The 25911-nt window shown below is 55.6% G+C and carries 19 protein-coding genes; 8 read left to right on the top strand and 11 right to left on the bottom strand.

Annotated elements, in window-relative coordinates:
* Positions 1-6: 6 nt before the first annotated feature.
* Positions 7-750 carry a cell division protein ZapD gene (gene zapD, locus MXM41_RS13390; RefSeq protein WP_325932470.1) on the bottom strand — a complete coding sequence of 248 codons (744 nt, stop codon included), beginning with the start codon at positions 748-750 and terminating at the stop codon, positions 7-9.
* Complete coding sequence (coaE, locus tag MXM41_RS13395) at positions 750-1361, bottom strand: dephospho-CoA kinase (protein WP_325932471.1); 612 nt, start codon at positions 1359-1361, stop codon at positions 750-752. Before coaE ends, zapD begins: the two co-directional genes overlap by 1 nt.
* Before the next feature lie 235 nt (positions 1362-1596).
* Here coaE and MXM41_RS13400 point away from each other — a divergent pair, with 235 nt between their 5' ends.
* Positions 1597-2640 carry a GMP reductase gene (locus MXM41_RS13400; protein WP_325932472.1) on the top strand — a complete coding sequence of 348 codons (1044 nt, stop codon included), beginning with the start codon at positions 1597-1599 and terminating at the stop codon, positions 2638-2640.
* Positions 2641-2672: 32 nt separating this feature from the next.
* On the opposite strand, the gene hofC is transcribed toward MXM41_RS13400, so the two are convergent.
* From hofC to nadC, 4 genes are all read right to left on the bottom strand, one after another.
* Positions 2673-3869 carry a protein transport protein HofC gene (hofC, locus tag MXM41_RS13405; RefSeq protein WP_325932473.1) on the bottom strand — a complete coding sequence of 399 codons (1197 nt, stop codon included), beginning with the start codon at positions 3867-3869 and terminating at the stop codon, positions 2673-2675.
* On the bottom strand, positions 3859-5244 hold the full coding sequence (gspE, locus tag MXM41_RS13410) for a type II secretion system protein GspE (protein ID WP_325932474.1): 1386 nt from the start codon (positions 5242-5244) through the stop codon (positions 3859-3861). The genes hofC and gspE overlap by 11 nt, the downstream gene beginning before the upstream one ends.
* On the bottom strand, positions 5244-5693 hold the full coding sequence (ppdD, locus tag MXM41_RS13415; RefSeq protein ID WP_325932475.1) for a prepilin peptidase-dependent pilin: 450 nt from the start codon (positions 5691-5693) through the stop codon (positions 5244-5246). The genes gspE and ppdD overlap by 1 nt, the downstream gene beginning before the upstream one ends.
* 184 nt (positions 5694-5877) lie before the next feature.
* Positions 5878-6771: a carboxylating nicotinate-nucleotide diphosphorylase gene (gene nadC / locus MXM41_RS13420; protein WP_325932476.1), complete on the bottom strand. Its 894-nt coding sequence runs from the start codon at positions 6769-6771 to the stop codon at positions 5878-5880.
* Positions 6772-6858: 87 nt separating this feature from the next.
* On the opposite strand from nadC, the gene ampD reads away from it, so the two are divergent.
* Positions 6859-7422, top strand: a complete 564-nt coding sequence (gene ampD / locus MXM41_RS13425) for a 1,6-anhydro-N-acetylmuramyl-L-alanine amidase AmpD (RefSeq protein ID WP_325932477.1) — start codon at positions 6859-6861, stop codon at positions 7420-7422.
* A complete protein-coding gene (ampE, locus tag MXM41_RS13430; RefSeq protein WP_325932479.1) occupies positions 7419-8273 on the top strand; it encodes a beta-lactamase regulator AmpE in 855 nt (284 codons plus the stop codon). Before ampD ends, ampE begins: the two co-directional genes overlap by 4 nt.
* 18 nt (positions 8274-8291) lie before the next feature.
* Here the strand turns inward: ampE and MXM41_RS13435 are convergent, their stop codons facing one another.
* The 3 genes from MXM41_RS13435 to aroP all read right to left on the bottom strand — a co-directional run bounded on the left by MXM41_RS13435 (position 8292) and on the right by aroP (position 12307).
* Complete coding sequence (locus tag MXM41_RS13435) at positions 8292-9242, bottom strand: family 43 glycosylhydrolase (protein ID WP_325932480.1); 951 nt, start codon at positions 9240-9242, stop codon at positions 8292-8294.
* A gap of 123 nt (positions 9243-9365) precedes the next feature.
* The gene (locus MXM41_RS13440) at positions 9366-10775 is read right to left on the bottom strand and encodes an MFS transporter (protein WP_325932482.1); all 1410 of its coding nucleotides are present in this window, start codon (positions 10773-10775) and stop codon (positions 9366-9368) included.
* Between the two features lie 161 nt (positions 10776-10936).
* Positions 10937-12307: an aromatic amino acid transporter AroP gene (gene aroP / locus MXM41_RS13445; RefSeq protein WP_325932483.1), complete on the bottom strand. Its 1371-nt coding sequence runs from the start codon at positions 12305-12307 to the stop codon at positions 10937-10939.
* A gap of 538 nt (positions 12308-12845) precedes the next feature.
* Here aroP and pdhR point away from each other — a divergent pair.
* The 4 genes from pdhR (at position 12846) to lpdA (ending at position 19932) form a co-directional block, all read left to right on the top strand.
* Positions 12846-13610: a pyruvate dehydrogenase complex transcriptional repressor PdhR gene (gene pdhR / locus MXM41_RS13450; protein WP_039030352.1), complete on the top strand. Its 765-nt coding sequence runs from the start codon at positions 12846-12848 to the stop codon at positions 13608-13610.
* A gap of 121 nt (positions 13611-13731) precedes the next feature.
* A complete protein-coding gene (gene aceE, locus MXM41_RS13455; RefSeq protein WP_325932484.1) occupies positions 13732-16395 on the top strand; it encodes a pyruvate dehydrogenase (acetyl-transferring), homodimeric type in 2664 nt (887 codons plus the stop codon).
* Positions 16396-16409: 14 nt separating this feature from the next.
* Positions 16410-18308 carry a pyruvate dehydrogenase complex dihydrolipoyllysine-residue acetyltransferase gene (gene aceF, locus MXM41_RS13460; protein WP_325932485.1) on the top strand — a complete coding sequence of 633 codons (1899 nt, stop codon included), beginning with the start codon at positions 16410-16412 and terminating at the stop codon, positions 18306-18308.
* Positions 18309-18507: 199 nt separating this feature from the next.
* Complete coding sequence (gene lpdA, locus MXM41_RS13465) at positions 18508-19932, top strand: dihydrolipoyl dehydrogenase (protein WP_325932574.1); 1425 nt, start codon at positions 18508-18510, stop codon at positions 19930-19932.
* A gap of 56 nt (positions 19933-19988) precedes the next feature.
* Here the strand turns inward: lpdA and MXM41_RS13470 are convergent, their stop codons facing one another.
* Positions 19989-20783: a DUF2950 family protein gene (locus MXM41_RS13470; RefSeq protein WP_325932486.1), complete on the bottom strand. Its 795-nt coding sequence runs from the start codon at positions 20781-20783 to the stop codon at positions 19989-19991.
* 11 nt (positions 20784-20794) lie between these two features.
* Positions 20795-22405, bottom strand: a complete 1611-nt coding sequence (locus MXM41_RS13475) for a DUF3300 domain-containing protein (protein ID WP_325932487.1) — start codon at positions 22403-22405, stop codon at positions 20795-20797.
* An 890-nt stretch (positions 22406-23295) separates the two neighbouring features.
* Between MXM41_RS13475 and acnB the strand changes: the two genes are divergently transcribed.
* Positions 23296-25893, top strand: a complete 2598-nt coding sequence (acnB, locus tag MXM41_RS13480; RefSeq protein ID WP_325932488.1) for a bifunctional aconitate hydratase 2/2-methylisocitrate dehydratase — start codon at positions 23296-23298, stop codon at positions 25891-25893.
* The last annotated feature ends 18 nt before the right edge of the window (positions 25894-25911 follow it).

Below are 25911 nucleotides of genomic sequence, written 5' to 3' on the forward strand. Positions count from 1 at the left end.
GACTCCTTAACAACACGCCAGTTCAAAGTCGAGGCGTTCCGGTACCAGACCATGTTCGCTGTCGAGCGGCATGAAACGAATCGCAAAGCGGCTCTTGTGACCAGAAATTTGCGGATAAAGCTGCTCGGCCAGGGAGAGGTGCAGGCGCAGCAGGTCGGCATCTTCGCCGTTATCCTGATAAAAACCATTCAGGCTGGTTTGCTTGCGGAACGGCGCGGAGTTGCGGATCAAATCAAGGATCAGCGACAGCGCCTGGTTCAACGGTTCAAGACTGTTCAGCCAGCTCTGTACCTGAATATCGCGCTGCTCCTGCGGCATGTGAAGCCAGATGTGTAAGGTTGGTAAATCGAAACTGCAACAGCCGCCGGGAATGCTGAGACGCTGACGAACCAGCGCCACCAGGCGATCTTCACGCAAAAACTGGCCGATACGCGGTGCCGCCATCAATACCTGGCTACTGTTTTTCAGCTGCTGGCGCAGGCTGTCGATACGGCTGTTATCCACCCCCGGGACTTCTGCCCAGGCCTGTAATTTACGCTGCTGACGCTCAAGCTCTTTCAGTAATTCTGTGCGGACTTCGCCACGCTCCAGCACGTCCAGCAGATCGCTCACGTTACGGAAAAAATGCAGCGCCGTGGTGTGATCGCGAACCGGAAGCAGGCCCGAAAGCTGCTGGATTAAAAACTCGATGCGCAGCCAGGTACGCATTTTTTCATTGAGGGGATGCTCAAAAAGAACATGGGTGTGCATTAGGCTTTTTCCTGTAAAACGGCCTGCGCCAGGTATTGCTGATGCAGGCGAGCCACATCCGATGCGATGGCATCCGGTGTGCCGTTATTATCAATCACATCATCCGCGACGGCCAGGCGTGCTTCACGCGTGGCCTGCGCGGAGAGAATTTGTTCGGCATGTTCACGCGCGACGTTATCGCGGGCGATGGTACGCTGAATTTGTGTTGCCGGGGAGACGTCCACCACCAGTACCCGGTTCGCTTTTTTATGGAGATTATTTTCCACGAGAAGCGGGACAACCCAGAGCACGTAGGGTGAGGTTGCCAGTGATATCTGCTTCTGCGTCTCCTGCTGAATAAGCGGATGCAGCAGAGCGTTAAGCCAGGCTTTTTCTTCAGGATGCGCGAAGATGCGTTCGCGCAGCGTCCGGCGGTTTAGCGTGCCGTCTGGCTCGATCATGTCGCGGCCGAAATGCTCTGCGATGGCATTTAATGCGGGTGTACCGGGTTCTACCACCTGGCGGGCAAGGATGTCGGCATCAATTATTGTGACGCCCAGACGAGAGAAGGCTTCTGCCACAGTGCTTTTGCCACTGCCAATGCCTCCCGTTAGTGCAACGATGTACCCCATTAAATAAAATCCTGGGAAATATTCATTATTGAAATCAATTGCTTAATATTTAGTCTTTTGACGGCAAGCGTTAAGCTCTGTTTACCCACTTTTTACCAGGTAAATTTATAGGATTGTAGCGTAAAAAAAGTGATTTTCGCAGTCTTGCGCAACAGCTATTAGTGCGTATGATAGCGTCACTGGAGTTGTGTGTTTCGTTTTTCGACATTTACCCCAGTACCCCAGGAATCCGCAAATGCGTATCGAAGAAGATCTGAAGTTAGGTTTCAAAGACGTCCTTATCCGCCCTAAACGTTCTACTCTGAAAAGTCGCTCCGACGTTGAACTTGAACGTCAATTCACCTTTAAGCATTCCGGTCAGACCTGGTCTGGCGTGCCTGTTATCGCCGCGAATATGGATACCGTCGGGACGTTTGCGATGGCAGAAGCGCTGGCTTCCTTCGACATTCTGACCGCCGTGCACAAGCATTACAGCGTTGAAGAGTGGAATGCGTTTGCTGGCTCCGTTTCCGAAAACGTTTTAAAGCACGTGATGGTTTCCACCGGCACCTCAGATGCTGATTTCGAAAAAACGAAACAGATCCTTATTGCTAACCCTGACCTGAACTTCGTCTGTATTGATGTGGCGAATGGTTACTCTGAGCATTTTGTTCAGTTCGTCAGCAAGGCGCGTCAGGCCTGGCCGACCAAAACCATTATTGCCGGTAACGTGGTAACCGGTGAAATGTGTGAAGAACTCATCCTGTCTGGCGCAGATATCGTGAAAGTGGGGATTGGCCCGGGTTCCGTCTGCACAACGCGTGTAAAAACCGGCGTTGGCTATCCGCAGCTGTCAGCAGTGATCGAATGTGCTGATGCCGCCCACGGTCTTGGCGGTCAGATCATCAGCGACGGCGGATGCACCATGCCGGGCGACGTGGCTAAAGCATTCGGCGGCGGCGCAGACTTCGTGATGCTGGGGGGGATGCTGGCTGGCCACGAAGAGAGCGGTGGTACCGTTGTTGAAGAAAACGGTGAAAAATTTATGCTGTTCTACGGCATGAGCTCTGAATCTGCGATGAACCGCCACGTGGGCGGTGTTGCGCAGTATCGTGCCGCAGAAGGGAAAACCGTCAAGCTGCCACTGCGCGGCCCGGTTGAGTATACCGCGCGTGATATCCTGGGCGGCCTGCGTTCCGCATGTACCTACGTGGGTGCATCCCGCCTGAAAGAACTGACCAAGCGCACGACCTTTATCCGCGTTCAGGAACAAGAAAACCGCGTTTTCAATAGCCTGTAATGTTCTCTCGCTGGCGCGTTTTCGCGCCAGCGTTATCCCGCACTCATTGCATCCCCCAGATGAAAAATCGGCAGATACATTGCAACCACCAGCGTGCCGATAATCAATCCCGTCACAATCAATAATAATGGCTCCAGTAGAGAAGCAAGACTGTCGGCCTGCTGAAAGGTCTGCTCATTATGATGTTGCGCCAGATTACTCAGCATGGTGTCCAGCGCACCCGACGCTTCGCCGGTGCGGATCAACTGAATGCAAAGTGGCGTAAAAACGTCTGCGTCATTCAGGGCGGACCAGATGGGCGCTCCCTGCATGATGCGATGCCGCATGGTCTGTAATTTCTCCTGCCAGAAGGGGTTCTCCAGCGTCTCCTGCGTACTTTCCAGCCCCTGTATAAAGGCGATGCCCGCCTGTTGCGTAAGCGAGAGAACGGTAAATATCTGGCTGAGCTTTTGCCCTCGCACCAGTGGACCCATCACCGGGCTGCCCAGCAACAGACGCTGAGTAACCTGTTGCCATCGTCGTTTGCGGCGCACTAACAGAAGGCCAGATGTTATCCCCAGCAGACTTAACAGCAGCACAATACCCTGTTCCTGAAGCGCGGTCGCCAGCGCCATCACTGCCCGGGTCAGGGCAGGCAGCGGAGTATTAAAGGTTTTGTAGATAGCGGCAAACTCCGGCAGCACCAGGGTCACCATCGCCAGCACCACGGCGATAGCCAGGCCGAGAATAATGACCGGATAACGCAGCGCTTTTTTTACCTTTGCGCTGAGCTGCTGCTGGTTTTTTTGCTGTAGTGCTAACTGACGGCAACATTCATCGAGCTTGCCGGTCAGCTCTCCGGTTTTGATCATCGAAATATAAAGCGGCGGGAAGACATGCGGCCACTTTTTCAGGGCGTCAGAAAAGGCGCACCCGGCGCTGAGGTCGTCGGCAACGCTTTGTAACAGCGCCTGCCATTGCCGGGCCGGGTGCTGTTGCGCCAGAAGCGCCAGCCCTGCCGATAGCGTTAACCCCGCCTGCAGTAACGTCGCCAGCTGATGAATAACGTCGTAGCGATGCTGGACCTGCCAGCCTGTCATCTGTATGCATCGTCTGAGCTCAAGAGGAGAAAGATCTTTACCATACAGGATAGTCCAGGCCGTCTGTTTATCGGGTGCCCAAAGCGCGCCAGACAGACGTTCTCCCTGCGGGCTGAGTGCCCGCCAGCGCCAGAGCTGATTACCTTTCATCCGGGGCGCCCAACATCTGCACCAGCTCCTCGAGGGTGGTGTGCCCTTGTTCTACCGCCATACAGCCATGCTCAAACAGGGTGACCATGCCGGCCTGTCGGGCCAGTGTTTCTATCTCTTCCACCGTTGCTCCGCCGGCAATGGCAGTGCGCAATTCGCGGTTGATCACCATCACCTCGAAGATCGCCACCCGGCCATAAAAACCGTGGTAACAGCGGTCACAGCCTGATGGCTGCCAGTGTGGCAGAGGGCGAGGCCACAACGCCTGCGGTAGCGGTGTATCCCGGCGAGACTCTATACGACAGTGCGGGCACAGCCGACGGACCAGCCGCTGGGCGATAACCAGAGACAGCGCGGAGGAGATCATCCAGCGCGCCACGCCCATCTGCTGCAGGCGAACCAGCGTTTCGGCGGTGGAGTTGGTATGCAGCGTCGACAGCACCAGATGGCCAGTCTGCGCGGCATTGATGGCGATCTCCGCCGTTTCGCCATCGCGTATTTCACCCACCATGATGATGTCGGGATCCTGGCGCAAAAACGCGCGCAGTACGTTCTGGAACGTTAACCCCGCCCGGGGGTTAATCGGGGTCTGGTTGAGCCCATCTAGCGGGATCTCGACAGGGTCTTCAACGCTGCAGATGTTCACCCCGGGCGTATTCCGCGCCTGCAACGCGCTGTAGAGGGTGACGGTTTTACCGCTGCCGGTGGGGCCCGTCACCAGAATCAGCCCCTGCGATTTATTCAGCGCGCTGGCGAATAATCGCTGTTGGGGGGGACTCATGCCCAACTGGTCCAGCAGGAGCGTCTGTTGCTCCTGCTGCAAAAGCCGCAGGACGATTTTTTCTCCGCTGCGACAGGGGAGGGTAGCAATACGAAACGAGACGGGGGATCCGGAAAGCTCGACCGTAAATTGCCCGTCCTGAGGCAGGCGCCGTTCGGCAATATCCAGATTACCCAGCACCTTTAACCTGGCGATAAGCGTGGTGCCCAGTTCAGACGAAAGGGGCTGTTGCGGATACAGCACGCCGTCGATGCGTAGCCGGATCTGCCAGCTTTCGTCAGCAGGTTCGATATGAATATCCGATGCCCGCTGGCTCAGTGCCTGTAGCAGGGTGCGGTTGAGGATCTCAATAGCGGAACTCGTTGATATCGCGGTCAGAGGCAGATGCGATTCAGACGCGGTTTGCCGGTGCTTTTCCATTCTCTCGCTGGTCCAGCATTCGATATCGATCCTTTTTTGCGTCGCGAAACGTAACGCCTCCAGCAGCTCCGACGGCGGATTACCCACTACTGCAATTGTGACTTTGTCCGGGGCGCTGGTCAGCAGCTGGGCGTTATGACGCCGGCACAGCGCGGTGAGCTGTTCATGATTCATTATTCGCTCTCCTCTCCGGCCGCAAAGCGAAATACCTCTTCACAGGCCTGCTTCAGCGCGCTGTCGGCGGCAATGGTACAGACGCGATTCCAGCCAGTGATGCCGTTGCCGTTATCCCACTGCGGCGTCATGACTACCTCCAGACCATTCAGACTCTCCTGGCCTGTCAGTGTGACGGCGCCTTTGGCAATGCTCATGGCTGAGACATAGCGGGAGGTGGTAGGGGAGGGGATACCGTTGACGCCGGCATCACAGCTTTCTGTCCCGCCATGATCGAGCGCGCAGAGTTCGACGGCGGTACGGTAAGGCAGGAAGGTTTGCAACATATCGGTGAGGGCGGCTTTTCGCAGGTAGTTCTGATAGGCCGGAATACCGATGGCGCTAAGAATGGCGACAATGCCGATGACAACCATTAACTCGATAAGGGTAAATCCTTTTTGTTTTTCCATGAGTCGCTCCTTGTGTGGACTGGCGCTACTGTGGCAGCGCGTAATACAGGGGGCGAGCGGCAAAAATCATTTCGTGAAGCGGGGTTCAGGGAGTTGTGTTGGCGTTACAGTGATCTGCGGCGGGTTTGCGAGAGGGGTCGAAAATCGGGGATGCCCGGCCTGTGCTGACCGGGCTTTATGTTACTTAGCGAAAGCGCATCGACAGATCGAGGGCGCGAATGTGTTTGGTCAGTGCGCCAACGGAGATGAAATCGACGCCGGTTTCGGCAAATTCACGTAAGGTCTCACGCGTTACGTTGCCAGACACTTCCAGGCGAGCCTGACCGTTGGTGCGTTTCACGGCTTCGCGCATTTGCTCAGTTTCAAAGTTATCGAGCATGATGATGTCGGCACCGGCTTTCAGCGCATCTTCCAGCTCCTGCAGGCTTTCCACTTCCACTTCGACCGGCACATCCGGATGCAGCCAGAAGGCTTTTTCCACTGCCTGGCGCACGGAGCCGGAGGCGATGATGTGGTTCTCTTTAATCAGGAACGCATCGGATAACCCCAGACGGTGGTTAGCACCACCGCCGCACAGCACGGCATATTTCAGCGCGGTACGCAGACCGGGCAGGGTTTTACGCGTATCAAGCAGCTGAGTGTTAGTACCTTCCAGCAGGTCAACATAGCTGCGCACTTCGCTTGCCACGCCGGAGAGCGTCTGGACAAAGTTAAGGGCGGTGCGTTCGCCCGTCAGCAGGACGCGCGATGGCCCTTCAAGTTCAAACAGCGGCTGGTTAGCTTTGATGCTGTCACCATCTTCGACATGCCACGTCACCTGTACAGCGTCTCCGGCCAGTTGCGTAAAGACCTCTTCCACCCAACGTTTGCCACAGAAAACGCCATCCTCACGGGTGATCACAACGGCATGGGAGCGAGCATCCTTCGCCAACAGCTGGGCCGTAATGTCGTTGTCAGCATTGACGTCTCCACCCAGATCTTCGCGCAGCGCATTAGCGACGCTTGCCGGAATATCCATATTTATACGTTCCAGCAGTACGTTACGTCTGTGGTCGGGGTTGTAGCGGCGTGGCGGCATGTTAAAACTCCAAATTGGTAACGAATCATCAGATTGAAACATGCTACTCTGAACCGGGAATCAGCACCATATATAAGGAGATCCTGCATGCACTCAGAACATGGCTGGCTGGTAGCTGCCCGGCGTGTTCCTTCGCCGCACCACGATTGCCGTCCAGAGGATGAAATCCCGTCGCTGCTGGTTGTGCATAACATCAGCCTGCCGCCCGGCGAGTTTGGCGGCCCGTGGATTGACGCGTTATTCACCGGGACAATCGATCCCGATGCTCACCCTTTTTTTGCGGAAATTGCCCACCTGCGCGTTTCTGCCCATTGTCTGATTCGTCGCGATGGCGAGATCGTCCAGTATGTTCCTTTTAATAAGCGCGCCTGGCATGCTGGTGTTTCTCAGTATCAGGGGCGTGAACGCTGCAACGATTTTTCCATTGGTATTGAGCTGGAAGGGACAGATACGCTGCCCTACACCGATGCGCAGTATCAGCAGCTCGCTGCGGTGACGCGCACGCTGATTTCACTCTATCCGGCTATCGCCCATAACCTGACCGGGCACAGCGATATTGCGCCGCAGCGCAAGACCGATCCCGGCCCGGCGTTTGACTGGAAACGATTTAAAACTCTGCTAACCGCCCTGTCAGAAAAGGAGATGACATGACGTTATTTACCATGCTGCTGGTGATGATTGCTGAGCGTTTGTTTAAGCTGGGCGAACACTGGCATCTGGATCATCGGATGGAAGTGCTGTTTCGTCGCATCCGCCACTTTTCTATGATCCGCACGCTGCTGATGACGGCGGGGGTGATGATCGTCGTGTTCCTGCTGCTGCGATCGCTGTATGGCCTCTTTTTCAATGTGCCGCTGCTGGTGGTGTGGATCCTGCTCGGCGTGCTCTGTATTGGCGCGGGTAAGGTTCGTCTGCATTACCATGCGTATCTTAAGGCAGCAACGAATAATGATGCCCATGCCCGCGGGGCGATGGCCAGCGAGCTGACGCTTATCCACGGCATACCGCCGGAGTGCGATGAGCGCGAGTTTTTACGCGAGCTGCAAAATGCGCTGCTGTGGATTAACTTCCGCTACTATCTGGCACCGTTGTTCTGGTTTGTTGTGGGGGGCGCGTGGGGCCCGGTTTTGCTGATGGGCTATGCGTTTTTACGCGCCTGGCAGAGCTGGCTGGCACGTTATCTGACTCCGCACGAGCGTTTGCAATCCGGTATCGACGCGATCCTGCATGTGGTGGACTGGCTGCCGGTGCGGCTGTTCGGCGTGGTATATGCCCTGATTGGTCATGGTGAAAAGGCGTTGCCGGCATGGTTTGCCTCGCTGGGCGATCGCCATACCTCGCAGTATCTGGTGTTAACGCGGCTGGCGCAGTTTTCCCTGGCGCGTGAGCCACACACGGATAAGATCGAAACGCCGAAAGCGGCCGTTTCGATGGCCAAGAAAACATCCTTTGTGGTGGTGGTGATTGTGGCGCTGTTGACCATTTACGGCACGCTGATCTAAACCAGCGCGCCGCAGGCCTCAGACTGTATCAGCGGACGGGATGCCGAAATCGGGCATCCCGTTTTCGTTCCAGCGCACGGTTTTCAGACGGGTATGGCGGTTTGGATCGTAGAGCGGATCGCCTTCGATTTCGGTGTAGTTGCGCGCATGGTAGACCAGCACATCTTCGCCGTCTGGCGTTTGGGTAAAGCTGTTGTGTCCCGGGCCGTACTGGCGGTTCTCATAGCTGGTGGTGAACACCGGCTGCGGGGATTTATGCCAGTTTGCCGGGTTACGTGGGTCGGCATTAAGATCGATCCACAGCAGCCCCATGCAGTAGTTTTCATCGGTGGCGCTGGCGGAGTAGCTGATAAACAGCCGGTCGCCATGGAACAGGACCGCCGGGCCTTCGTTGACCCAGAATCCGCGGCACTCCCAGTCATATTCCGGTTTGCTGAGCATTACCGGTTCGCCTTTGAGCGTCCAGGGATTTTCCATTTCGCACAAATAGAGGTTTGAGTTACCGGTGATATCCGGCGCTTTTTGCGCCCATAAATACCAGCGCTTACCCTGGTGAACAAAGGTGGTTGCATCCAGTGCAAAGGTGTCGAATGGGGTTTTGATCTGCCCTTTCTCTATCCATTTTCCGGTGAGCGGGTCGCTGTCGGCGCACTCCAGGGCATACATCCGGTGCTGGAACATGCCGAGCTCGTCCAGCGCCTGGGTGTGGGCGGCCGCAAAGTAGATGTACCATTTCCCGTCGATAGCGTGCAGTTCCGGCGCCCAGATCAGGTTGCCCATCGGGCCGCTGTCTGGCTTGCGCCAGACGACGACCTCTTGCGCGCTGCGCAGCCCTTCCAGCGAGTCTGCGCGGCGGATCGCCAGCCGGTCGTACGCCGGGACCGAGGCAATAAAGTAGTACTCTCCTTCATGATGAAGAATGTACGGATCGGCGCGTTGTTCTATAAACGGGTTTGGCCAGGTTGGCATTCGGCTCTCCTTATTTAGTCTCAGCGGCTTTGAGTTCCTGATATACCCTTCATACTTCAAGTTGCATGCGCGTTGGCTGCACTCGTTCACCCCAGTCACGTACTTGTGTACGCTCCCGGGGATTCACTCCCTTGCCGCCTTCCTGCCACTCGAATTATGTTGGGTATAGTCATTCAGCTCGCGATAGTTGCTCCGGCGTTTTTCCAGATCTGCCTGAATCTGCTTCATGGTTTCGCGGTCCACCTTCAGCAGACGCACCACGCCTGCGGTAATGAGATACCCGATGCCAGGAATGACGGTGAAGAGCAGGACGATGCCGTTGATGGCGTCAGCGCTTTGCGCTTTTGCACCCGCATCATAACCGTACCAGGAGAGCAGGAAGCCCACCATGGCACCGGCAATGGCCAGCCCCAGCTTGAGGAAGAAGATATTGCCGGAGAAGCTGATCCCGGTGATACGTTTACCGGTTTTCCATTCGCCGTAGTCATCCACGTCGGCCATCAGAGACCAGTGCAGCGGAGATGGGATCTGATGCAGGATGTTCAGCAGGAAATAGAGCACCACAATGGTGACGGTGGCTTTTGGATCGAAGAAATAGAAGGCGCAGGAGAAAATCGCCAGCACGATGTTGGTCCAGAAGAAGACCTTCAGCTTGCACCAGCGGTCGGTCAGCACTTTTGCCAGCACGCTGCCGAGCATCATCCCTACCACACCCAGGCTGATAAACAGGGTAGCGAAGTGGGTACTTTGACCCATTACCCAGGTGACGTAATACATGGTGGCCGCCATGCGGATAAAGCCCGGGCAGACGTTACAGAGGGTCAGGAGCAGAATGCGCACCCACTGGTCGTTCTTCCAGACGTCTTTGAGATCGTTTTTCAGCTCGTCATTGGTTTGCACTGCCGGACGCACGCGCTCGCGCACGGTAGAGAAGCTGAACAGGAACATGCAGGTGCCAATCAGCGCCAGCACGGTCATCGCCATCTGGTAGCCTTTGGCTTTGTCCTCGCCGCCGAACCAGTCGGCCATCGGCAGCAGCGTCAGCGACAGCAGCAGCGTGGCAATACCCACCAGCACAAAGCGGTAGGACTGACAGGCAACACGCTCTTTAGGATCGTTAGTGATAACCCCACCCAGGGAGCAGTACGGAATGTTGATGGCCGTATAGGTCAGAGAAAGCAGGAAGTAGGTAACGAAGGCATAGATAACTTTGCTGTTGTAGGTCCAGTCCGGGGTGGTGAACATCAGAATACTGAACAGCGCATAAGGGAAGGCGATCCACAGCAGCCATGGACGAAATCGTCCATACTTACTGCGGGTACGGTCGGCGATGGCGCCCATAATCGGGTCGGTAACTGCATCAATTACGCGTACGGAGAGCAGCAGGACGCCCACCAGTGCTGGTGCCAGGCCGAAGATGTCCGTATAAAAATAGTTCACAAACAACATGATGGCGCCGAAGATGATGTTGCATCCGGCATCACCCATCCCATAGCCGATCTTTTCTTTCACTGATAGTTTATTGTTATCCATCGACGTTTCTCCGAGTAACGGTATGGAGAGAATTATTCGCTGACGAACCAAAAGATGCGTTGCAGTATAACGTCGCTGATATGGATAAAATTGCTGTTGACGGGAAAGTGTGAGGAAGGTAACAACCCTCTGCACCCGATGAAGATGCAGAGGGGAGGAGATTAGTGCGCTTTTACCGCTTTGGCATTTTTCTGTTTACACATGTAGCCCACCCCGAGAATCACAATCCATACCGGGATCAGGTAAACCGAAATGGCCATGCCTGGGGTCATCAGCATGATAACCAGTACAGCTGCCATGAACAGCAGGCAAACCCAGTTACCGACCGGGTAGAGCAGGGCAGGGAAGCGCGTTTTCACGCCTTGCTGCTGCTTGGCACGACGGAACTTCATGTGCGCCAGGCTAATCATCGCCCAGTTGATCACCAGCGCAGAAACCACCAGTGCCATCAGCAGGCCGAAGGCCGATTCCGGTGCCAGGTAGTTGATCAGTACGCACAGCGCGGTCACCACAGCCGAAACCAGGATGGTGTTCACCGGTACGCCACGTTTATCAACAGACATCAGCGCTTTCGGGGCGTTACCCTGCTGGGCCAGGCCGAACAGCATGCGGCTGTTACAGTAGACACAGCTGTTGTAGACCGACAGCGCCGCGGTCAGGACCACTACGTTCAGGGCGTTCGCCACGAAGGTGTCGCCCAGCTCATGGAAGATCAGCACAAACGGGCTGGTATCAGCAGTGACGCGGGTCCATGGCAGCAGGGAGAGCAGCACGGCCAGCGAGCCCACATAGAAGATCAGGATGCGGTAGATAACCTGGTTGGTGGCTTTAGGGATGCTCTGCTCCGGGTTATCTGCTTCCGCAGCGGTGATACCCACCAGCTCCAGACCACCGAAGGAGAACATGATGATCGCCATCATCATGACCAGCCCGGTCATGCCGTGCGGCAGGAACCCACCCTGATCCCAGAGGTTGCTCACAGAAGCCTGCGGGCCGCCGTTGCCGCTGAACAGCAGCCAGCCGCCGAACAGGATCATCGCCACAACCGCGATCACTTTAATAATGGCGAACCAGAACTCCATCTCCCCGAACACTTTTACGTTGGTCAGGTTGATGGCGTTGATTAACACAAAGAAGACCGCCGCTGAGACCCAGGTCGGAATTTCAGGCCACCAGAACTGGATATATTTACCGACCGCGGTCAGCTCCGCCATCGCTACCAGAACATACAGTACCCAATAGTTCCAGCCGGATGCGAAACCGGCAAAACTGCCCCAGTATTTGTAAGCAAAGTGACTGAAGGAGCCGGCTACCGGCTCTTCGACCACCATCTCACCTAACTGACGCATAATAAGGAAAGCGATAAAACCGGCAATTGCGTAACCCAGAATAATACCCGGACCGGCAGACTGAATAACCGATGCGCTACCCAGGAACAGGCCCGTACCGATCGCGCCGCCGAGGGCAATAAGCTGGATATGGCGGTTTTTAAGGCCGCGCTTTAGCTGATCGCCTTGCTGTTGACCATCCATTATAAAACCTCGTGTGTGGTTGTTATGTTCACGCTCTGGCGTGTGTAATTATGAAATTCCATTTCATGTATTTATTAGTTTACGGTTCAATTGGCTGAAAAAACCGGATGTGGCTTCCGTATTCGGAAGAATAGTGGTAAGCGACGGCGAATGCACCTGCTTTATGCGCGGAGAAAGCGAGTTCGAATAAAAAGAAAGCATTTGTAAATCGTCCCGTTTAAGTCCCTTTACCAACCTATAGAATAAAAATGCTCCTTAAGTGGGCAATATTTCATTTTTTACTCTGCTAAATCGGTTCATATCGCACTTTTCACCGTTTCAATAAAGTTAAAAATGCCTCTTTCGGGGTAACCAATTCATTTGGGCAAAGTTACATTTCTGAAACACCATTTCTGTAAGGTTGTTAAAATAAGCAGGGTTTAATGATTTCAATCAAAACCAATATGGACACAAGGTGAATACTTTGTTACTTTAGCGATACGAACATGAAATTGGTAAGACCAATTGACTCCGGGCAAAAAGGCGTAAGACAGGGAATATGGCCTACAGCAAAATTCGCCAACCAAAATTATCCGATGTGATTGAGCAGCAGCTGGAGTTTTTGATCCTTGAGGGGACCCTGCGCCCCGGTGAAAAACTGCCGCCTGAACGCGAACTGGCGAAACAGTTCGACGTTTCCCGTCCCTCGCTGCGTGAGGCAATCCAACGCCTCGAAGCCAAGGGCCTGCTGCTTCGTCGCCAGGGTGGCGGAACCTTTGTGCAAAACAGCCTGTGGCAGAGTTTCAGCGACCCGTTAGTGGAACTGCTCTCCGACCACCCAGAATCCCAGTTTGATCTGCTTGAGACCCGTCACGCGCTTGAAGGCATCGCGGCTTATTACGCGGCGCTGCGCAGCAATGATGCCGATCGCGAGCGTATCCGCGAGCTTCATCAGGCCATCGAACGGGCTCAGGAATCCGGCGATCTCGACGCCGAGTCCGACGCCGTTGTCCAGTATCAAATTGCCGTCACTGAAGCGGCCCACAACGTGGTGCTGCTCCATCTGCTACGCTGCATGGAGCCAATGCTTGCCCAGAACGTTCGTCAGAATTTTGAATTGTTGTATGCCCGCCGGGAGATGCTTCCGCTGGTCAGCAACCATCGCACCCGAATATTCGAGGCGATAATGGCCGGGGAGCCGGAGCAGGCGCGTGAAGCGTCGCACCGTCACCTGGCTTTCATTGAGGAAATCTTGCTGGACCGCAGCCGTGAACAGTCGCGACGCGAACGTTCATTACGCCGCATACAGCAACGAAAGGATTAAGCGCCAGTTTTTTAGAGCGCGGCAACTAAACGCAGAACCTGTCTTATTGTATTTTCTTGCGAAAATACAATGGGACAGGTTCCAGACAAATCAACGTATTAGATAGATAAGGAATACCCCCATGTCAGAACGTCTCCAAAATGACGTGGATCCGATCGAAACCCGCGACTGGCAACAGGCGATCGAATCGGTCATCCGTGAAGAAGGTGTTGAGCGTGCTCAGTATCTGATTGAACAGATGCTTTCTGAAGCCCGCAAAGGCGGCGTGAAAGTAGCTGCAGGTGCAGGGGCTAACAACTACGTAAACACGATTGCCGTTGAAGACGAACCGGAATACCCGGGCAATCTGGATCTGGAACGCCGTATCCGTTCTGCAATCCGCTGGAACGCCATCATGACCGTTCTGCGCGCCTCCAAAAAAGATCTGGAGCTGGGCGGCCACATGGCGTCCTTCCAGTCTTCCGCAACCGTTTATGAAGTGTGCTTTAACCACTTCTTCCGCGCGCGTACTGAAAAAGATGGCGGCGACCTGGTGTACTTCCAGGGCCACATCTCTCCGGGCGTCTACGCACGTGCGTTCCTGGAAGGTCGTCTGACTGAAGAGCAGATGAACAACTTCCGTCAGGAAGTTCACGGTAAAGGCCTGTCTTCTTACCCGCACCCGAAACTGATGCCTGAATTCTGGCAGTTCCCGACCGTTTCCATGGGTCTGGGCCCAATCGGTGCGATCTACCAGGCTAAGTTCCTGAAATATCTGGAGCACCGTGGCCTGAAAGACACCTCCCAGCAGACCGTTTATGCCTTCCTGGGCGACGGCGAGATGGATGAACCAGAATCCAAAGGTGCGATCACCATCGCAACCCGTGAGAAGCTGGACAACCTGTGCTTCATCATCAACTGTAACCTGCAGCGTCTGGATGGTCCGGTAACCGGTAACGGCAAGATCATCAACGAACTGGAAGGCATCTTCGCAGGTGCTGGCTGGAACGTGATCAAGGTCATGTGGGGCGGTCGTTGGGATGAGCTGCTGCGTAAAGACACCAGCGGTAAGCTGATCCAGCTGATGAACGAAACCGTTGACGGCGACTACCAGACCTTCAAATCCAAAGACGGTGCCTACGTTCGTGAGCACTTCTTCGGTAAATATCCTGAAACCGCAGCCCTGGTTGCAGACTGGACTGACGATCAGATCTGGGCGCTGAACCGTGGTGGTCACGATCCGAAGAAAGTCTACGCTGCACTGAAAAAAGCGCAGGAAACCAAAGGCAAAGCAACTGTAATCCTGGCTCATACCGTTAAAGGTTATGGCATGGGTGACACCGCCGAAGGTAAAAACATCGCGCACCAGGTGAAGAAAATGAACATGGACGGCGTGCGTTATATCCGCGACCGTTTCAATGTGCCAGTGACCGATGAGCAGGTTGAAAACCTCTCTTACCTGACCTTCCCGGAAGGTTCTGAAGAGCACACCTATCTGCACGCCCAGCGTCAGAAACTGAACGGCTACCTGCCGTCTCGTCAGGTGAACTTCACTGAGAAACTGGAACTGCCAGCGCTGGAAGACTTCTCTCAGCTGCTGGAAGAGCAGAACAAAGAGATCTCCACTACTATCGCCTTCGTGCGTGCCCTGAACGTGATGCTGAAGAACAAGTCGATCAAAGATCGTCTGGTTCCAATCATCGCTGACGAAGCGCGTACCTTTGGTATGGAAGGTCTGTTCCGTCAGATCGGTATCTACAGCCCGAACGGTCAGCAGTACACCCCGCAGGACCGCGAGCAGGTTGCATACTACAAAGAAGACGAGAAAGGCCAGATCCTGCAGGAAGGTATCAACGAGCTGGGCGCAGGCGCATCCTGGCTGGCTGCTGCGACCTCTTACAGCACCAACAACCTGCCGATGATCCCGTTCTACATCTACTACTCCATGTTCGGTTTCCAGCGTATCGGTGACCTGTGCTGGCAGGCTGGCGACCAGCAGGCTCGCGGCTTCCTGGTAGGGGGTACTTCCGGTCGTACGACTCTGAACGGTGAAGGTCTGCAGCACGAAGATGGTCACAGCCACATTCAGTCTCTGACTATCCCTAACTGTATCTCTTACGATCCGTCTTACGCGTACGAAGTGGCAGTCATCATGCATGACGGTCTGCAGCGCATGTACGGTGAAGCGCAAGAGAATATTTACTACTACATCACCACCCTGAACGAAAACTACCACATGCCGGCAATGCCAGCAGGTGCCGAGGAAGGTATCCGTAAAGGTATCTACAAACTCGAAACCATCGAAGGTAGCAAAGGTAAAGTTCAGCTGCTGGGCTCCGGTTCTATCCTGCGTCACGTTCGTGAAGCAGCGCAGATCCTGGCGAACGACTACGGCGTGGGCTCTGACGTATACAGCGTAACCTCCTTCACCGAACTGGCGCGTGATGGCCAGGATTGTGAGCGCTGGAACATGCTGCACCCGCTGGAAACTCCACGCGTTCCGTACATCGCTCAGGTGATGAACGATGCGCCAGCGGTGGCGTCCACTGACTATATGAAACTGTTCGCTGAGCAGGTTCGTACTTACGTACCAGCTGATGATTATCGCGTTCTGGGTACTGACGGCTTCGGTCGTTCTGACAGCCGCGAAAACCTGCGTCACCACTTCGAAGTTGATGCTTCTTACGTGGTTGTAGCAGCACTGGGCGAACTGGCTAAACGTGGCGAAATCGATAAGAAAGTGGTTGCGGACGCAATTACCAAATTCAACATCGATGCAGAAAAAGTTAACCCGCGTCTGGCGTAAGAGGTAAAAGAAGAATGGCTATCGAAATCAATGTACCGGACATCGGGGCTGATGAAGTTGAAATCACCGAGATCCTGGTCAAAGTGGGCGACAAAGTTGAAGCTGAACAGTCGCTGATCACCGTAGAAGGCGACAAAGCCTCTATGGAAGTCCCGTCTCCTCAGGCTGGCATCGTTAAAGAGATCAAAGTCTCTGTGGGCGATAAAACCGAGACGGGCAAACTGATCATGATTTTCGATTCCGCCGACGGTGCAGCAGCTGCTGCACCTGCGCAGGAAGAGAAGAAAGAAGCAGCTCCGGCTGCTGCTCCAGCAGCGGCTGCGGCAGCGAAAGAAGTGAACGTGCCTGACATCGGCGGTGACGAAGTTGAAGTGACCGAGATCCTGGTGAAAGTGGGCGATACCGTTGCGGCTGAGCAGTCCCTGATCACCGTAGAAGGCGACAAAGCCTCTATGGAAGTCCCGGCGCCGTTCGCGGGTACCGTATCCGAGATCAAGATCAACACCGGTGACAAAGTTTCTACCGGCTCCCTGATCATGGTCTTCGAAGTGGCGGGCGCTGAAGGCGCTGCGGCTCCAGCGAAAGCGGAAGCTGCTCCGGCTCAGGCGGCTGCACCTGCTGCGGCTGGCGGTGCGAAAGACGTTAACGTACCGGACATCGGCGGTGACGAAGTTGAAGTGACCGAAGTGATGGTGAAAGTGGGCGACAAAGTTGCCGCTGAACAGTCACTGATCACCGTTGAAGGCGACAAGGCTTCTATGGAAGTCCCTGCGCCATTCGCCGGTACCGTTAAAGAGATCAAAATCAGCACCGGCGACAAAGTCTCTACCGGCTCTCTGATTATGGTCTTCGAAGTGGAAGGCGCTGCGCCTGCAGCAGCTCCGGCTGCCGCGGCTGCACCGGCACCTGCTGCACCGGCTCAGGCTGCTAAACCTGCTGCGGCTCCAGCTGCGAAAGCAGAAGGCAAATCTGAGTTCGCTGAAAACGACGCTTACGTCCACGCCACCCCACTGATTCGTCGCCTGGCGCGTGAATTCGGTGTGAACCTGGCGAAAGTGAAAGGCACCGGTCGTAAAGGCCGTATCCTGCGCGAAGACGTTCAGGCTTACGTGAAAGACGCCGTTAAGCGTGCTGAAGCAGCGCCTGCTGCTGCCACCGGCGGCGGTATCCCGGGCATGCTGCCATGGCCGAAAGTGGACTTCAGCAAGTTTGGCGAAATCGAAGAAGTGGAACTGGGCCGTATCCAGAAAATCTCTGGTGCGAACCTGAGCCGTAACTGGGTGATGATCCCGCACGTTACCCACTTCGACAAAACCGATATCACCGATCTGGAAGCGTTCCGTAAACAGCAGAACGCCGAAGCTGAGAAGCGTAAACTGGACGTGAAATTCACCCCAGTGGTCTTCATTATGAAAGCGGTTGCTGCAGCTCTTGAGCAGATGCCACGCTTCAACAGCTCCCTGTCCGAAGATGGTCAGAAGCTGACGCTGAAGAAATACATCAACATCGGTGTTGCGGTTGATACGCCAAACGGTCTGGTTGTTCCGGTCTTCAAAGACGTGAACAAGAAGAGCGTTACCGAGCTGTCCCGTGAACTGACCACCATCTCCAAAAAAGCGCGTGATGGTAAGCTGACTGCCGGCGAAATGCAGGGCGGCTGCTTCACTATCTCCAGCATCGGCGGCCTGGGTACTACCCACTTCGCGCCGATTGTTAACGCGCCGGAAGTGGCGATCCTTGGTGTGTCCAAGTCCGCGATGGAGCCAGTGTGGAACGGTAAAGAGTTCGTACCGCGTCTGATGATGCCGATCTCTCTCTCCTTCGACCACCGCGTGATCGACGGTGCTGATGGTGCGCGCTTTATCACCATCATCAACAACATGCTGAGCGACATTCGCCGCCTGGTGATGTAAGCGAAAAAGCCGGCCAGACGGCCGGCTTTTTTCTGTTAATCTCATGCTGTCTGTGAGGTTATTAGCGAAAGCGACAATTCGTGAGCCGTTTGTTGTTTCAAAATTGTTAACAATTTTGTAAACTGCGGGCGGATAGAACGTCCCGGTGGATGAAGGGCGACAAAGTACCTGGACCGCCGGAAATCAATAAGAGGTCATGATGAGTACTGAAATCAAAACTCAGGTCGTGGTACTTGGGGCAGGCCCGGCAGGTTACTCTGCTGCCTTCCGTTGCGCTGATTTAGGTCTGGAAACCGTAATCGTAGAACGTTACAACACCCTGGGCGGTGTTTGTCTGAACGTCGGCTGTATCCCTTCTAAAGCGCTGCTGCACGTAGCAAAAGTTATCGAAGAGGCCAAAGCGCTGGCCGATCACGGTATCGTCTTTGGCGAGCCGAAAACCGATATCGACAAGATTCGTACCTGGAAAGAGAAAGTTATCACTCAGCTGACCGGTGGTCTGGCTGGCATGGCCAAAGGCCGTAAAGTAAAAGTGGTAAACGGTCTGGGTAAATTTACCGGGGCTAACACCCTGGAAGTGGAAGGCGAAAACGGCAAAACCGTGATCAACTTCGACAACGCGATTATCGCGGCGGGCTCCCGTCCGATCGAACTGCCATTCATTCCACATGAAGATCCGCGCGTGTGGGATTCCACCGATGCGCTGGAGCTGAAAGAAGTACCAAAACGCCTGCTGGTTATGGGTGGTGGTATCATCGGTCTGGAAATGGGTACCGTGTACCATGCGCTGGGTTCAGACATTGACGTGGTTGAAATGTTCGACCAGGTTATCCCGGCTGCTGACAAAGACATCGTTAAAGTCTTCACCAAACGCATCAGCAAGAAATTCAACCTGATGCTGGAAACCAAAGTAACTGCCGTTGAAGCGAAAGAAGACGGTATTTACGTTTCCATGGAAGGCAAAAAAGCCCCTGCAGAAGCGCAGCGTTACGACGCGGTGCTGGTGGCTATCGGTCGTGTGCCGAACGGTAAAAACCTCAATGCAGGCGCAGCGGGCGTGGAAGTGGACGATCGTGGCTTCATCCGCGTTGACAAACAGCTGCGCACTAACGTGCCGCACATCTTTGCTATCGGTGATATCGTCGGTCAGCCAATGCTGGCGCACAAAGGTGTTCATGAAGGCCACGTTGCCGCTGAAGTTATCGCCGGCATGAAGCACTACTTCGATCCGAAAGTGATCCCATCCATCGCCTACACTGAACCAGAAGTTGCATGGGTTGGTCTGACCGAGAAAGAAGCGAAAGAGAAAGGCATCAGCTACGAAACCGCCACCTTCCCGTGGGCTGCATCTGGCCGTGCTATCGCTTCCGACTGCGCAGACGGTATGACCAAACTGATCTTCGACAAAGAGACTCACCGTGTGATCGGTGGTGCGATTGTCGGCACCAACGGCGGCGAGCTGCTGGGTGAAATCGGTCTGGCGATCGAAATGGGTTGCGACGCTGAAGACATCGCGCTGACCATCCATGCTCACCCGACTCTGCACGAGTCTGTTGGCCTGGCGGCAGAAGTGTTCGAAGGCAGCATCACCGACCTGCCAAACGCGAAAGCGAAGAAGAAGTAAGTTTCTTCCGGCATGAAAAAAGCGGCTCCTGAGCCGCTTTTTTTTATGCTAAAAAACTACTGCGCGACCTGATGCCAGCGGTCGTCGGGGTTAAACGCCGACACGGCTTTCGCTTCTTTTTCCGCGTTCTCGCCCAGATTAGCCTGCCAGACCCGGTCGTCGCCGTTGATCATAAAGCTCATGACCCCGGTCTCGCCGTAGCTCACCGGCCAGGCGATCATCGCGAAGCCTGATTTGTTGTCCGGCAGGATACGGAAGTGATAGCCGTGATACCCCTGTCCCGGCGCTTTCGGGCTGAAGGCCGGGCCGAGTGGGCTGGGGGCTTCACCAGGCTTAACCTGCCAGTAGAGACCATCTTTTTTGCCCTCGCTGCTGACAATCTTCTCTGCATAGTGCGCGTTGAGTGCGTAGTAGCTCTCCTGGGCATCCACATAGGCATGCAGCGCTTCAATGGCGGCCAGCTCGTTGCGGCCCACTTCGCGGTTGAGGATCTCTTCTTTGGCTTCCTGCATGTCAAACTGCCAGCCTGCGTCGGTTTTCACCACCGGGATCGGCAGCTGCCAGTGGTACTCCCCCACGGTCAGCCAGGCCATATTACCGTCGGTAACCGTATGATGGTTGACCCGCCAGTCGCGCCGGAAGCGATCCACCGCTTCCGGGTCGACGCCATCGGCCGGTAAAAAGCTCCGCCAGTCGTTGCCAAGCAGGTCGCCCAGTGCAGTTTCGTTCTGCTCGTTGATCGCTTTCGCCAGCGCATCGGTCGCCTGTTCGGGGGTGCTGAAGTGTTGTTGGGCAAAGACGCCGGTCGATACCATGAACAGCATCATTCCGCAGAGTAGTTTATTTTTCATTGTCGTCTCCCTTAACGATGACGGAATTCACGGTGTTCACCCCCAACCCGACGCTCAGACATCTGTGTTCTGCCGCCGCTGCGTTGTTCGACATGGCGGAGCGACTGCTGGCGGCTCTGTATTCCGCGCTGCTGCTGCGCCTGCCAGTTAGCCGAGCGGCTGTCGTTACCGCTGAGGGCATTTGCCCGCGGGTGCGTCTGCGCGGTGCGCTGCTGGGCGTGCGCGGTGCGCTGCTGAGGCTGCACCTTATGAGTAGACTCCTGGCGTGCTGCACTACGCTGCGCATCGCGCTGGGTATGGGTAGCCCGTTCTACCCTTTGCGGTCGGGCGCTGTCGTATCCCCGGTAGTTATTGCGCTGAGAGAGTTGATTCAGCTGCTGGTGTGCCGCCTGGCGCTGCCCGTCGCGAGCGACAGGACGCGCCGTCTGCGACAGGTTTTTGCCCGTGGATCGCTCCATCTGCGTCATCGCCGCCTGGCGCTGGGCGTCACGGTTAACGTGGCCTTGCGGCGTCGCTGCGCTGAGGCCGGTCGGAGTGGTGCGACGCACCGCGGGAGTGTTCTGCGCGTAGCGATTATTCAGCTGGCTGGAGGCATAAGGTACGCCGCCGCGATAGGCCGGATTGTGTTGCCAGCCGCGGTTGGCATCAAGCCGCTCTCCGCTGATTTTATTGAAGTTATCGACATTGATGTTGATGTTGTTATCGCCGTTACGGGAATAGCCGCCGTGATGATCGTCATCGTGATGGTGATGGTCCCAGTCGTCATTGTCATCCCAGTCGATGTTGCTGAAGATGGCGTAGGTGGTCGCCACGCCCAGGCTAAAGCCCAGCCCTTTTACCAGACTGTCGGTGAACTGTTCCCCCGGAGGCGGCGGCAGATAGACCGGCGGGTAGCTGGTGTTAGGCCAGGTACCGTAAACCGTGCTGGGATTGTAGGTCGGGACATACACCACCTGCGGATCGGCGGATTCAATCTTGATCACCGTCGGGGCAGGGGCTGACGTTGAAGTGGAGGTCGTGGACGACGCGCTTACTTTTGCCGGTTCGGTTTTCGGCACGGTCGTTACCTTCTGCTGCGGCGTGGACTGTAGCGCCCCGGCCTGCTGCGCCAGCAGGCGTAAGCGCTGGACGGAGTCCATTACATCCTTCGGCTGAGCCAGAAACGCATCGCCGAGATTCTGCACCCAGGGCGGGTTTTCACCCATTAGCGACATTAATTGCGGGAAGGCGACCAGCGATTTCACGCTGGGATCCCAGGGTTGCCCGGCGACGGCCTGGATGGCCGCGTCGCCCTGCATGCGCGGGTTGTCATGCGACCACTGGGCCGCCTGTATCACGTTTGTCGGGTAGGTCGCGGCCATCAAAATCTGCGACAGCAGAGAGTCCGGGTAGAGCGCAATGGGCGCTACCCACTGGTCGATTTGCGCTGCGGTATAGACCACTGGCACGGGCTGCGCGGGATCCGTAGCAGGGACAGGGGCGGTTTGCGCGGCTGGCGCAGGCGGCGGTGGCTGTGTGACGGTCTCCGGCGCGCGGCTATTCACGTAGACAACGCCAGACGCGGCTAACAGCCCGGCGCTACACAAGAGAACAAGCAGATGTGGCTTAAAGGGCAACTTCATAATAAGACTCCGACGAATGCGAGGCCGTGAGGCGTTTACGTTGCCGCGAGTATATGCACCCGGGTATGACTTTTTTGACTTAAACTGGGAACTGTTCCAGATGGCCGTAAAAAGAGTGTGAGCATTTATTACACAGATTATACCCGATAGCGAAAAACGCGCCGGGGATTCAAATGGCCGCTCTCGCGAGCGGCCAGAAGCTAGTTGCCGAGGTTAATGACAAACAGCACTGTGATGTCGGATATGCTCCAGCCACCGTGCAGCGCGGTAAGCAGTAAACCGGTCACAACGATCAGCGCATAGATTCGCATCTCCATTGCGTGCGTTCCTTTGCAGGCTACGCGGGTTCATTCTTCACCGGGAAAGGCCGAACCAGGCAAATTGGGACTTTGCCACGTAGGTTACGGAACTGCTTCCGGGCCCGGTGACTGGTTGCTACACCAGCGAAGCAGGCCGAAACACACAATAGCGGATTAATATTTTGCTCAGAAGCGAAAAGAGATAATTGCATGGGGCTTAATCCAAAATTGGATAAAGCTACGCAAAAGTGAATGGCAGAGTTGCAAATGAGCAGACCTGGTAGCAAAATCTTTCTCGTTGGGACTTTGCCGCAAATCTGCCAACCCGGTGTGCTACCACCGCAAGGCAACAAACTAACCGCTTTAGGGCGGTTTTTTTGTGCCCAAAATTCTTCCCGCCTCGCCGCTACACCATGCTTAACGATTCAGCAAACAATTTAATGTTGCTTTTTTGTAAACAGATTAACACTGTCTGAAAATCCTGCTATGCTGCCCGACGCGGTATCGGGCATATACCCTACAAACTGCTGTCTCACAGGAGCGTGAAGAGAACGCCCGCCGCATATGACAATGAGAGCGAGGAGAACCGTCGTGCTAGAAGAATACCGTAAGCACGTAGCAGAACGTGCCGCCGAGGGGATTGTACCCAAACCTTTAGATGCAACCCAAATGGCCGCGCTCGTCGAGCTGCTGAAGAATCCGCCAAAAGGCGAAGAAGAATTCCTGTTAGATCTGTTGATCAACCGCGTACCGCCAGGCGTCGATGAAGCCGCCTACGTAAAAGCCGGTTTCCTTGCTGCGATTGCCAAAGGCGAAGCAACGTCCCCACTGGTTACTCCTGAAAAAGCAATTGAGCTGCTCGGCACCATGCAGGGCGGTTATAACATTCATCCGCTGATTGATGCGCTGGACAGCGACACGCTGGCCCCCATTGCTGCCAAAGCTCTGTCCCACACGCTGCTGATGTTCGATAACTTCTACGACGTAGAAGAGAAAGCCAAAGCGGGCAACAGCTATGCGAAGCAGGTTATGCAGTCCTGGGCTGATGCCGAGTGGTTCCTGAGCCGTCCTGCTCTGGCAGAAAAAATGACCGTCACCGTCTTCAAGGTGACCGGCGAAACCAATACCGATGACCTCTCTCCGGCACCGGATGCCTGGTCACGCCCGGATATTCCACTGCACGCTCTGGCGATGCTGAAAAACGCCCGCGAAGGCATTGAACCGGATCAGCCTGGCGTTGTCGGCCCGATCAAACAGATCGAGCAGCTGGCGAAAAAAGGCTTCCCGCTGGCGTACGTCGGTGATGTGGTCGGTACCGGTTCTTCCCGTAAATCCGCGACCAACTCCGTACTGTGGTTCATGGGCGATGACATCCCACATGTGCCGAACAAACGCGGCGGCGGCCTGTGCCTCGGCGGCAAAATCGCACCCATCTTCTTCAACACCATGGAAGATGCGGGCGCGCTGCCAATTGAAGTTGATGTCTCTGACCTGAACATGGGTGACGTGATCGACGTTTACCCGTTCAAGGGCGAAGTGCGCAACCACGAAACGGGTGAGCTGCTGGCAAGCTTCGAGTTGAAAACCGACGTGCTGATCGACGAAGTGCGTGCCGGTGGCCGTATTCCGCTGATCATCGGTCGTGGCCTGACCACCAAAGCGCGTGAAGCGCTGGGTCTGCCGCACAGCGACGTATTCCGTCAGGCAAAAGACGTGGCGGAAAGCAACCGGGGTTACTCTCTGGCACAGAAAATGGTTGGCCGCGCATGCGGCGTAGCCGGTATCCGTCCGGGCGCGTACTGCGAGCCGAAGATGACCTCCGTGGGCTCTCAGGATACCACCGGCCCAATGACTCGTGACGAGCTGAAAGACCTGGCCTGCCTGGGCTTTTCATCTGACCTGGTGATGCAGTCCTTCTGCCACACTGCGGCCTATCCGAAGCCGGTTGATGTCACCACGCACCACACGCTGCCTGACTTCATCATGAACCGTGGCGGTGTCTCCCTGCGTCCGGGCGACGGCGTAATCCACTCCTGGCTGAACCGTATGCTGCTGCCGGATACCGTGGGTACCGGTGGTGACTCCCACACCCGTTTCCCGATTGGCATCTCCTTCCCGGCAGGCTCTGGTCTGGTGGCGTTTGCCGCGGCGACTGGCGTAATGCCGCTGGACATGCCGGAATCCGTTCTGGTGCGTTTCAAAGGTAAAATGCAGCCGGGTATCACCCTGCGCGACCTGGTGCACGCGATCCCGCTGTACGCTATCAAACAGGGCCTGCTGACCGTTGAGAAGAAAGGCAAGAAGAACATCTTCTCTGGCCGCATTCTTGAGATCGAAGGTCTGCCGGACCTGAAAGTCGAGCAGGCATTCGAGCTGACCGATGCCTCCGCGGAGCGTTCCGCTGCGGGCTGTACCATCAAGCTGAACCAGGCGCCTATCGAAGAGTACCTGACCTCCAACATCGTGCTGCTGAAGTGGATGATTGCTGAAGGCTACGGCGATCGTCGTACCCTGGAGCGTCGTATTCAGGGCATGGAGAAATGGCTGGCGGATCCACAGCTGCTGGAAGCCGATGCTGACGCAGAATATGCGGCAGTGATCGAGATCGATCTGGCCGACATTAAAGAGCCAATCCTGTGCGCGCCGAACGATCCGGACGACGCGCGTCTGCTCTCCGACGTTCAGGGCGACAAGATCGACGAAGTCTTCATTGGCTCCTGCATGACCAACATCGGTCACTTCCGTGCTGCCGGTAAACTGCTGGATACCCATAAAGGCCAGCTGCCAACCCGTCTGTGGGTGGCACCGCCAACCCGTATGGACGCGGCACAGCTGACGGAGGAGGGCTACTACAGCGTGTTCGGTAAGAGCGGTGCGCGTATCGAAATCCCTGGCTGTTCCCTGTGTATGGGTAACCAGGCGCGTGTGGCTGACGGTGCGACGGTGGTCTCTACCTCTACCCGTAACTTCCCGAACCGTTTAGGTACCGGTGCAAACGTCTATCTGGCCTCTGCGGAGCTGGCGGCGGTTGCGGCGCTGATTGGCAAACTGCCAACGCCGGAAGAGTACCAGACCTTTGTGGCGCAGGTAGATAAGACTGCGGTGGATACCTATCGCTATCTGAACTTTGACCAGCTCTCTCAGTACACCGAGAAGGCGGACGGCGTTATCTTCCAGACGGCGGTATAAAACCTCACCCCTCACCCT

The organism is Leclercia adecarboxylata, from assembly GCF_035787115.1.
GTDB classification, from domain to species: domain Bacteria; phylum Pseudomonadota; class Gammaproteobacteria; order Enterobacterales; family Enterobacteriaceae; genus Enterobacter; species Enterobacter adecarboxylatus_E.

What these genes read in the sequence shown, in the direction of transcription:
- zapD (WP_325932470.1), bottom strand. Translation starts at nt 750, where the DNA reads ATGCACACCCATGTTCTTTTTGAGCATCCCCTCAATGAAAAAATGCGT.
- coaE (WP_325932471.1), bottom strand. Translation starts at nt 1,361, where the DNA reads ATGGGGTACATCGTTGCACTAACGGGAGGCATTGGCAGTGGCAAAAGC.
- MXM41_RS13400 (WP_325932472.1), top strand. Translation starts at nt 1,597, where the DNA reads ATGCGTATCGAAGAAGATCTGAAGTTAGGTTTCAAAGACGTCCTTATC.
- hofC (WP_325932473.1), bottom strand. Translation starts at nt 3,869, where the DNA reads ATGAAAGGTAATCAGCTCTGGCGCTGGCGGGCACTCAGCCCGCAGGGA.
- gspE (WP_325932474.1), bottom strand. Translation starts at nt 5,244, where the DNA reads ATGAATCATGAACAGCTCACCGCGCTGTGCCGGCGTCATAACGCCCAG.
- ppdD (WP_325932475.1), bottom strand. Translation starts at nt 5,693, where the DNA reads ATGGAAAAACAAAAAGGATTTACCCTTATCGAGTTAATGGTTGTCATC.
- nadC (WP_325932476.1), bottom strand. Translation starts at nt 6,771, where the DNA reads ATGCCGCCACGCCGCTACAACCCCGACCACAGACGTAACGTACTGCTG.
- ampD (WP_325932477.1), top strand. Translation starts at nt 6,859, where the DNA reads ATGCACTCAGAACATGGCTGGCTGGTAGCTGCCCGGCGTGTTCCTTCG.
- ampE (WP_325932479.1), top strand. Translation starts at nt 7,419, where the DNA reads ATGACGTTATTTACCATGCTGCTGGTGATGATTGCTGAGCGTTTGTTT.
- MXM41_RS13435 (WP_325932480.1), bottom strand. Translation starts at nt 9,242, where the DNA reads ATGCCAACCTGGCCAAACCCGTTTATAGAACAACGCGCCGATCCGTAC.
- MXM41_RS13440 (WP_325932482.1), bottom strand. Translation starts at nt 10,775, where the DNA reads ATGGATAACAATAAACTATCAGTGAAAGAAAAGATCGGCTATGGGATG.
- aroP (WP_325932483.1), bottom strand. Translation starts at nt 12,307, where the DNA reads ATGGATGGTCAACAGCAAGGCGATCAGCTAAAGCGCGGCCTTAAAAAC.
- pdhR (WP_039030352.1), top strand. Translation starts at nt 12,846, where the DNA reads ATGGCCTACAGCAAAATTCGCCAACCAAAATTATCCGATGTGATTGAG.
- aceE (WP_325932484.1), top strand. Translation starts at nt 13,732, where the DNA reads ATGTCAGAACGTCTCCAAAATGACGTGGATCCGATCGAAACCCGCGAC.
- aceF (WP_325932485.1), top strand. Translation starts at nt 16,410, where the DNA reads ATGGCTATCGAAATCAATGTACCGGACATCGGGGCTGATGAAGTTGAA.
- lpdA (WP_325932574.1), top strand. Translation starts at nt 18,508, where the DNA reads ATGAGTACTGAAATCAAAACTCAGGTCGTGGTACTTGGGGCAGGCCCG.
- MXM41_RS13470 (WP_325932486.1), bottom strand. Translation starts at nt 20,783, where the DNA reads ATGAAAAATAAACTACTCTGCGGAATGATGCTGTTCATGGTATCGACC.
- MXM41_RS13475 (WP_325932487.1), bottom strand. Translation starts at nt 22,405, where the DNA reads ATGAAGTTGCCCTTTAAGCCACATCTGCTTGTTCTCTTGTGTAGCGCC.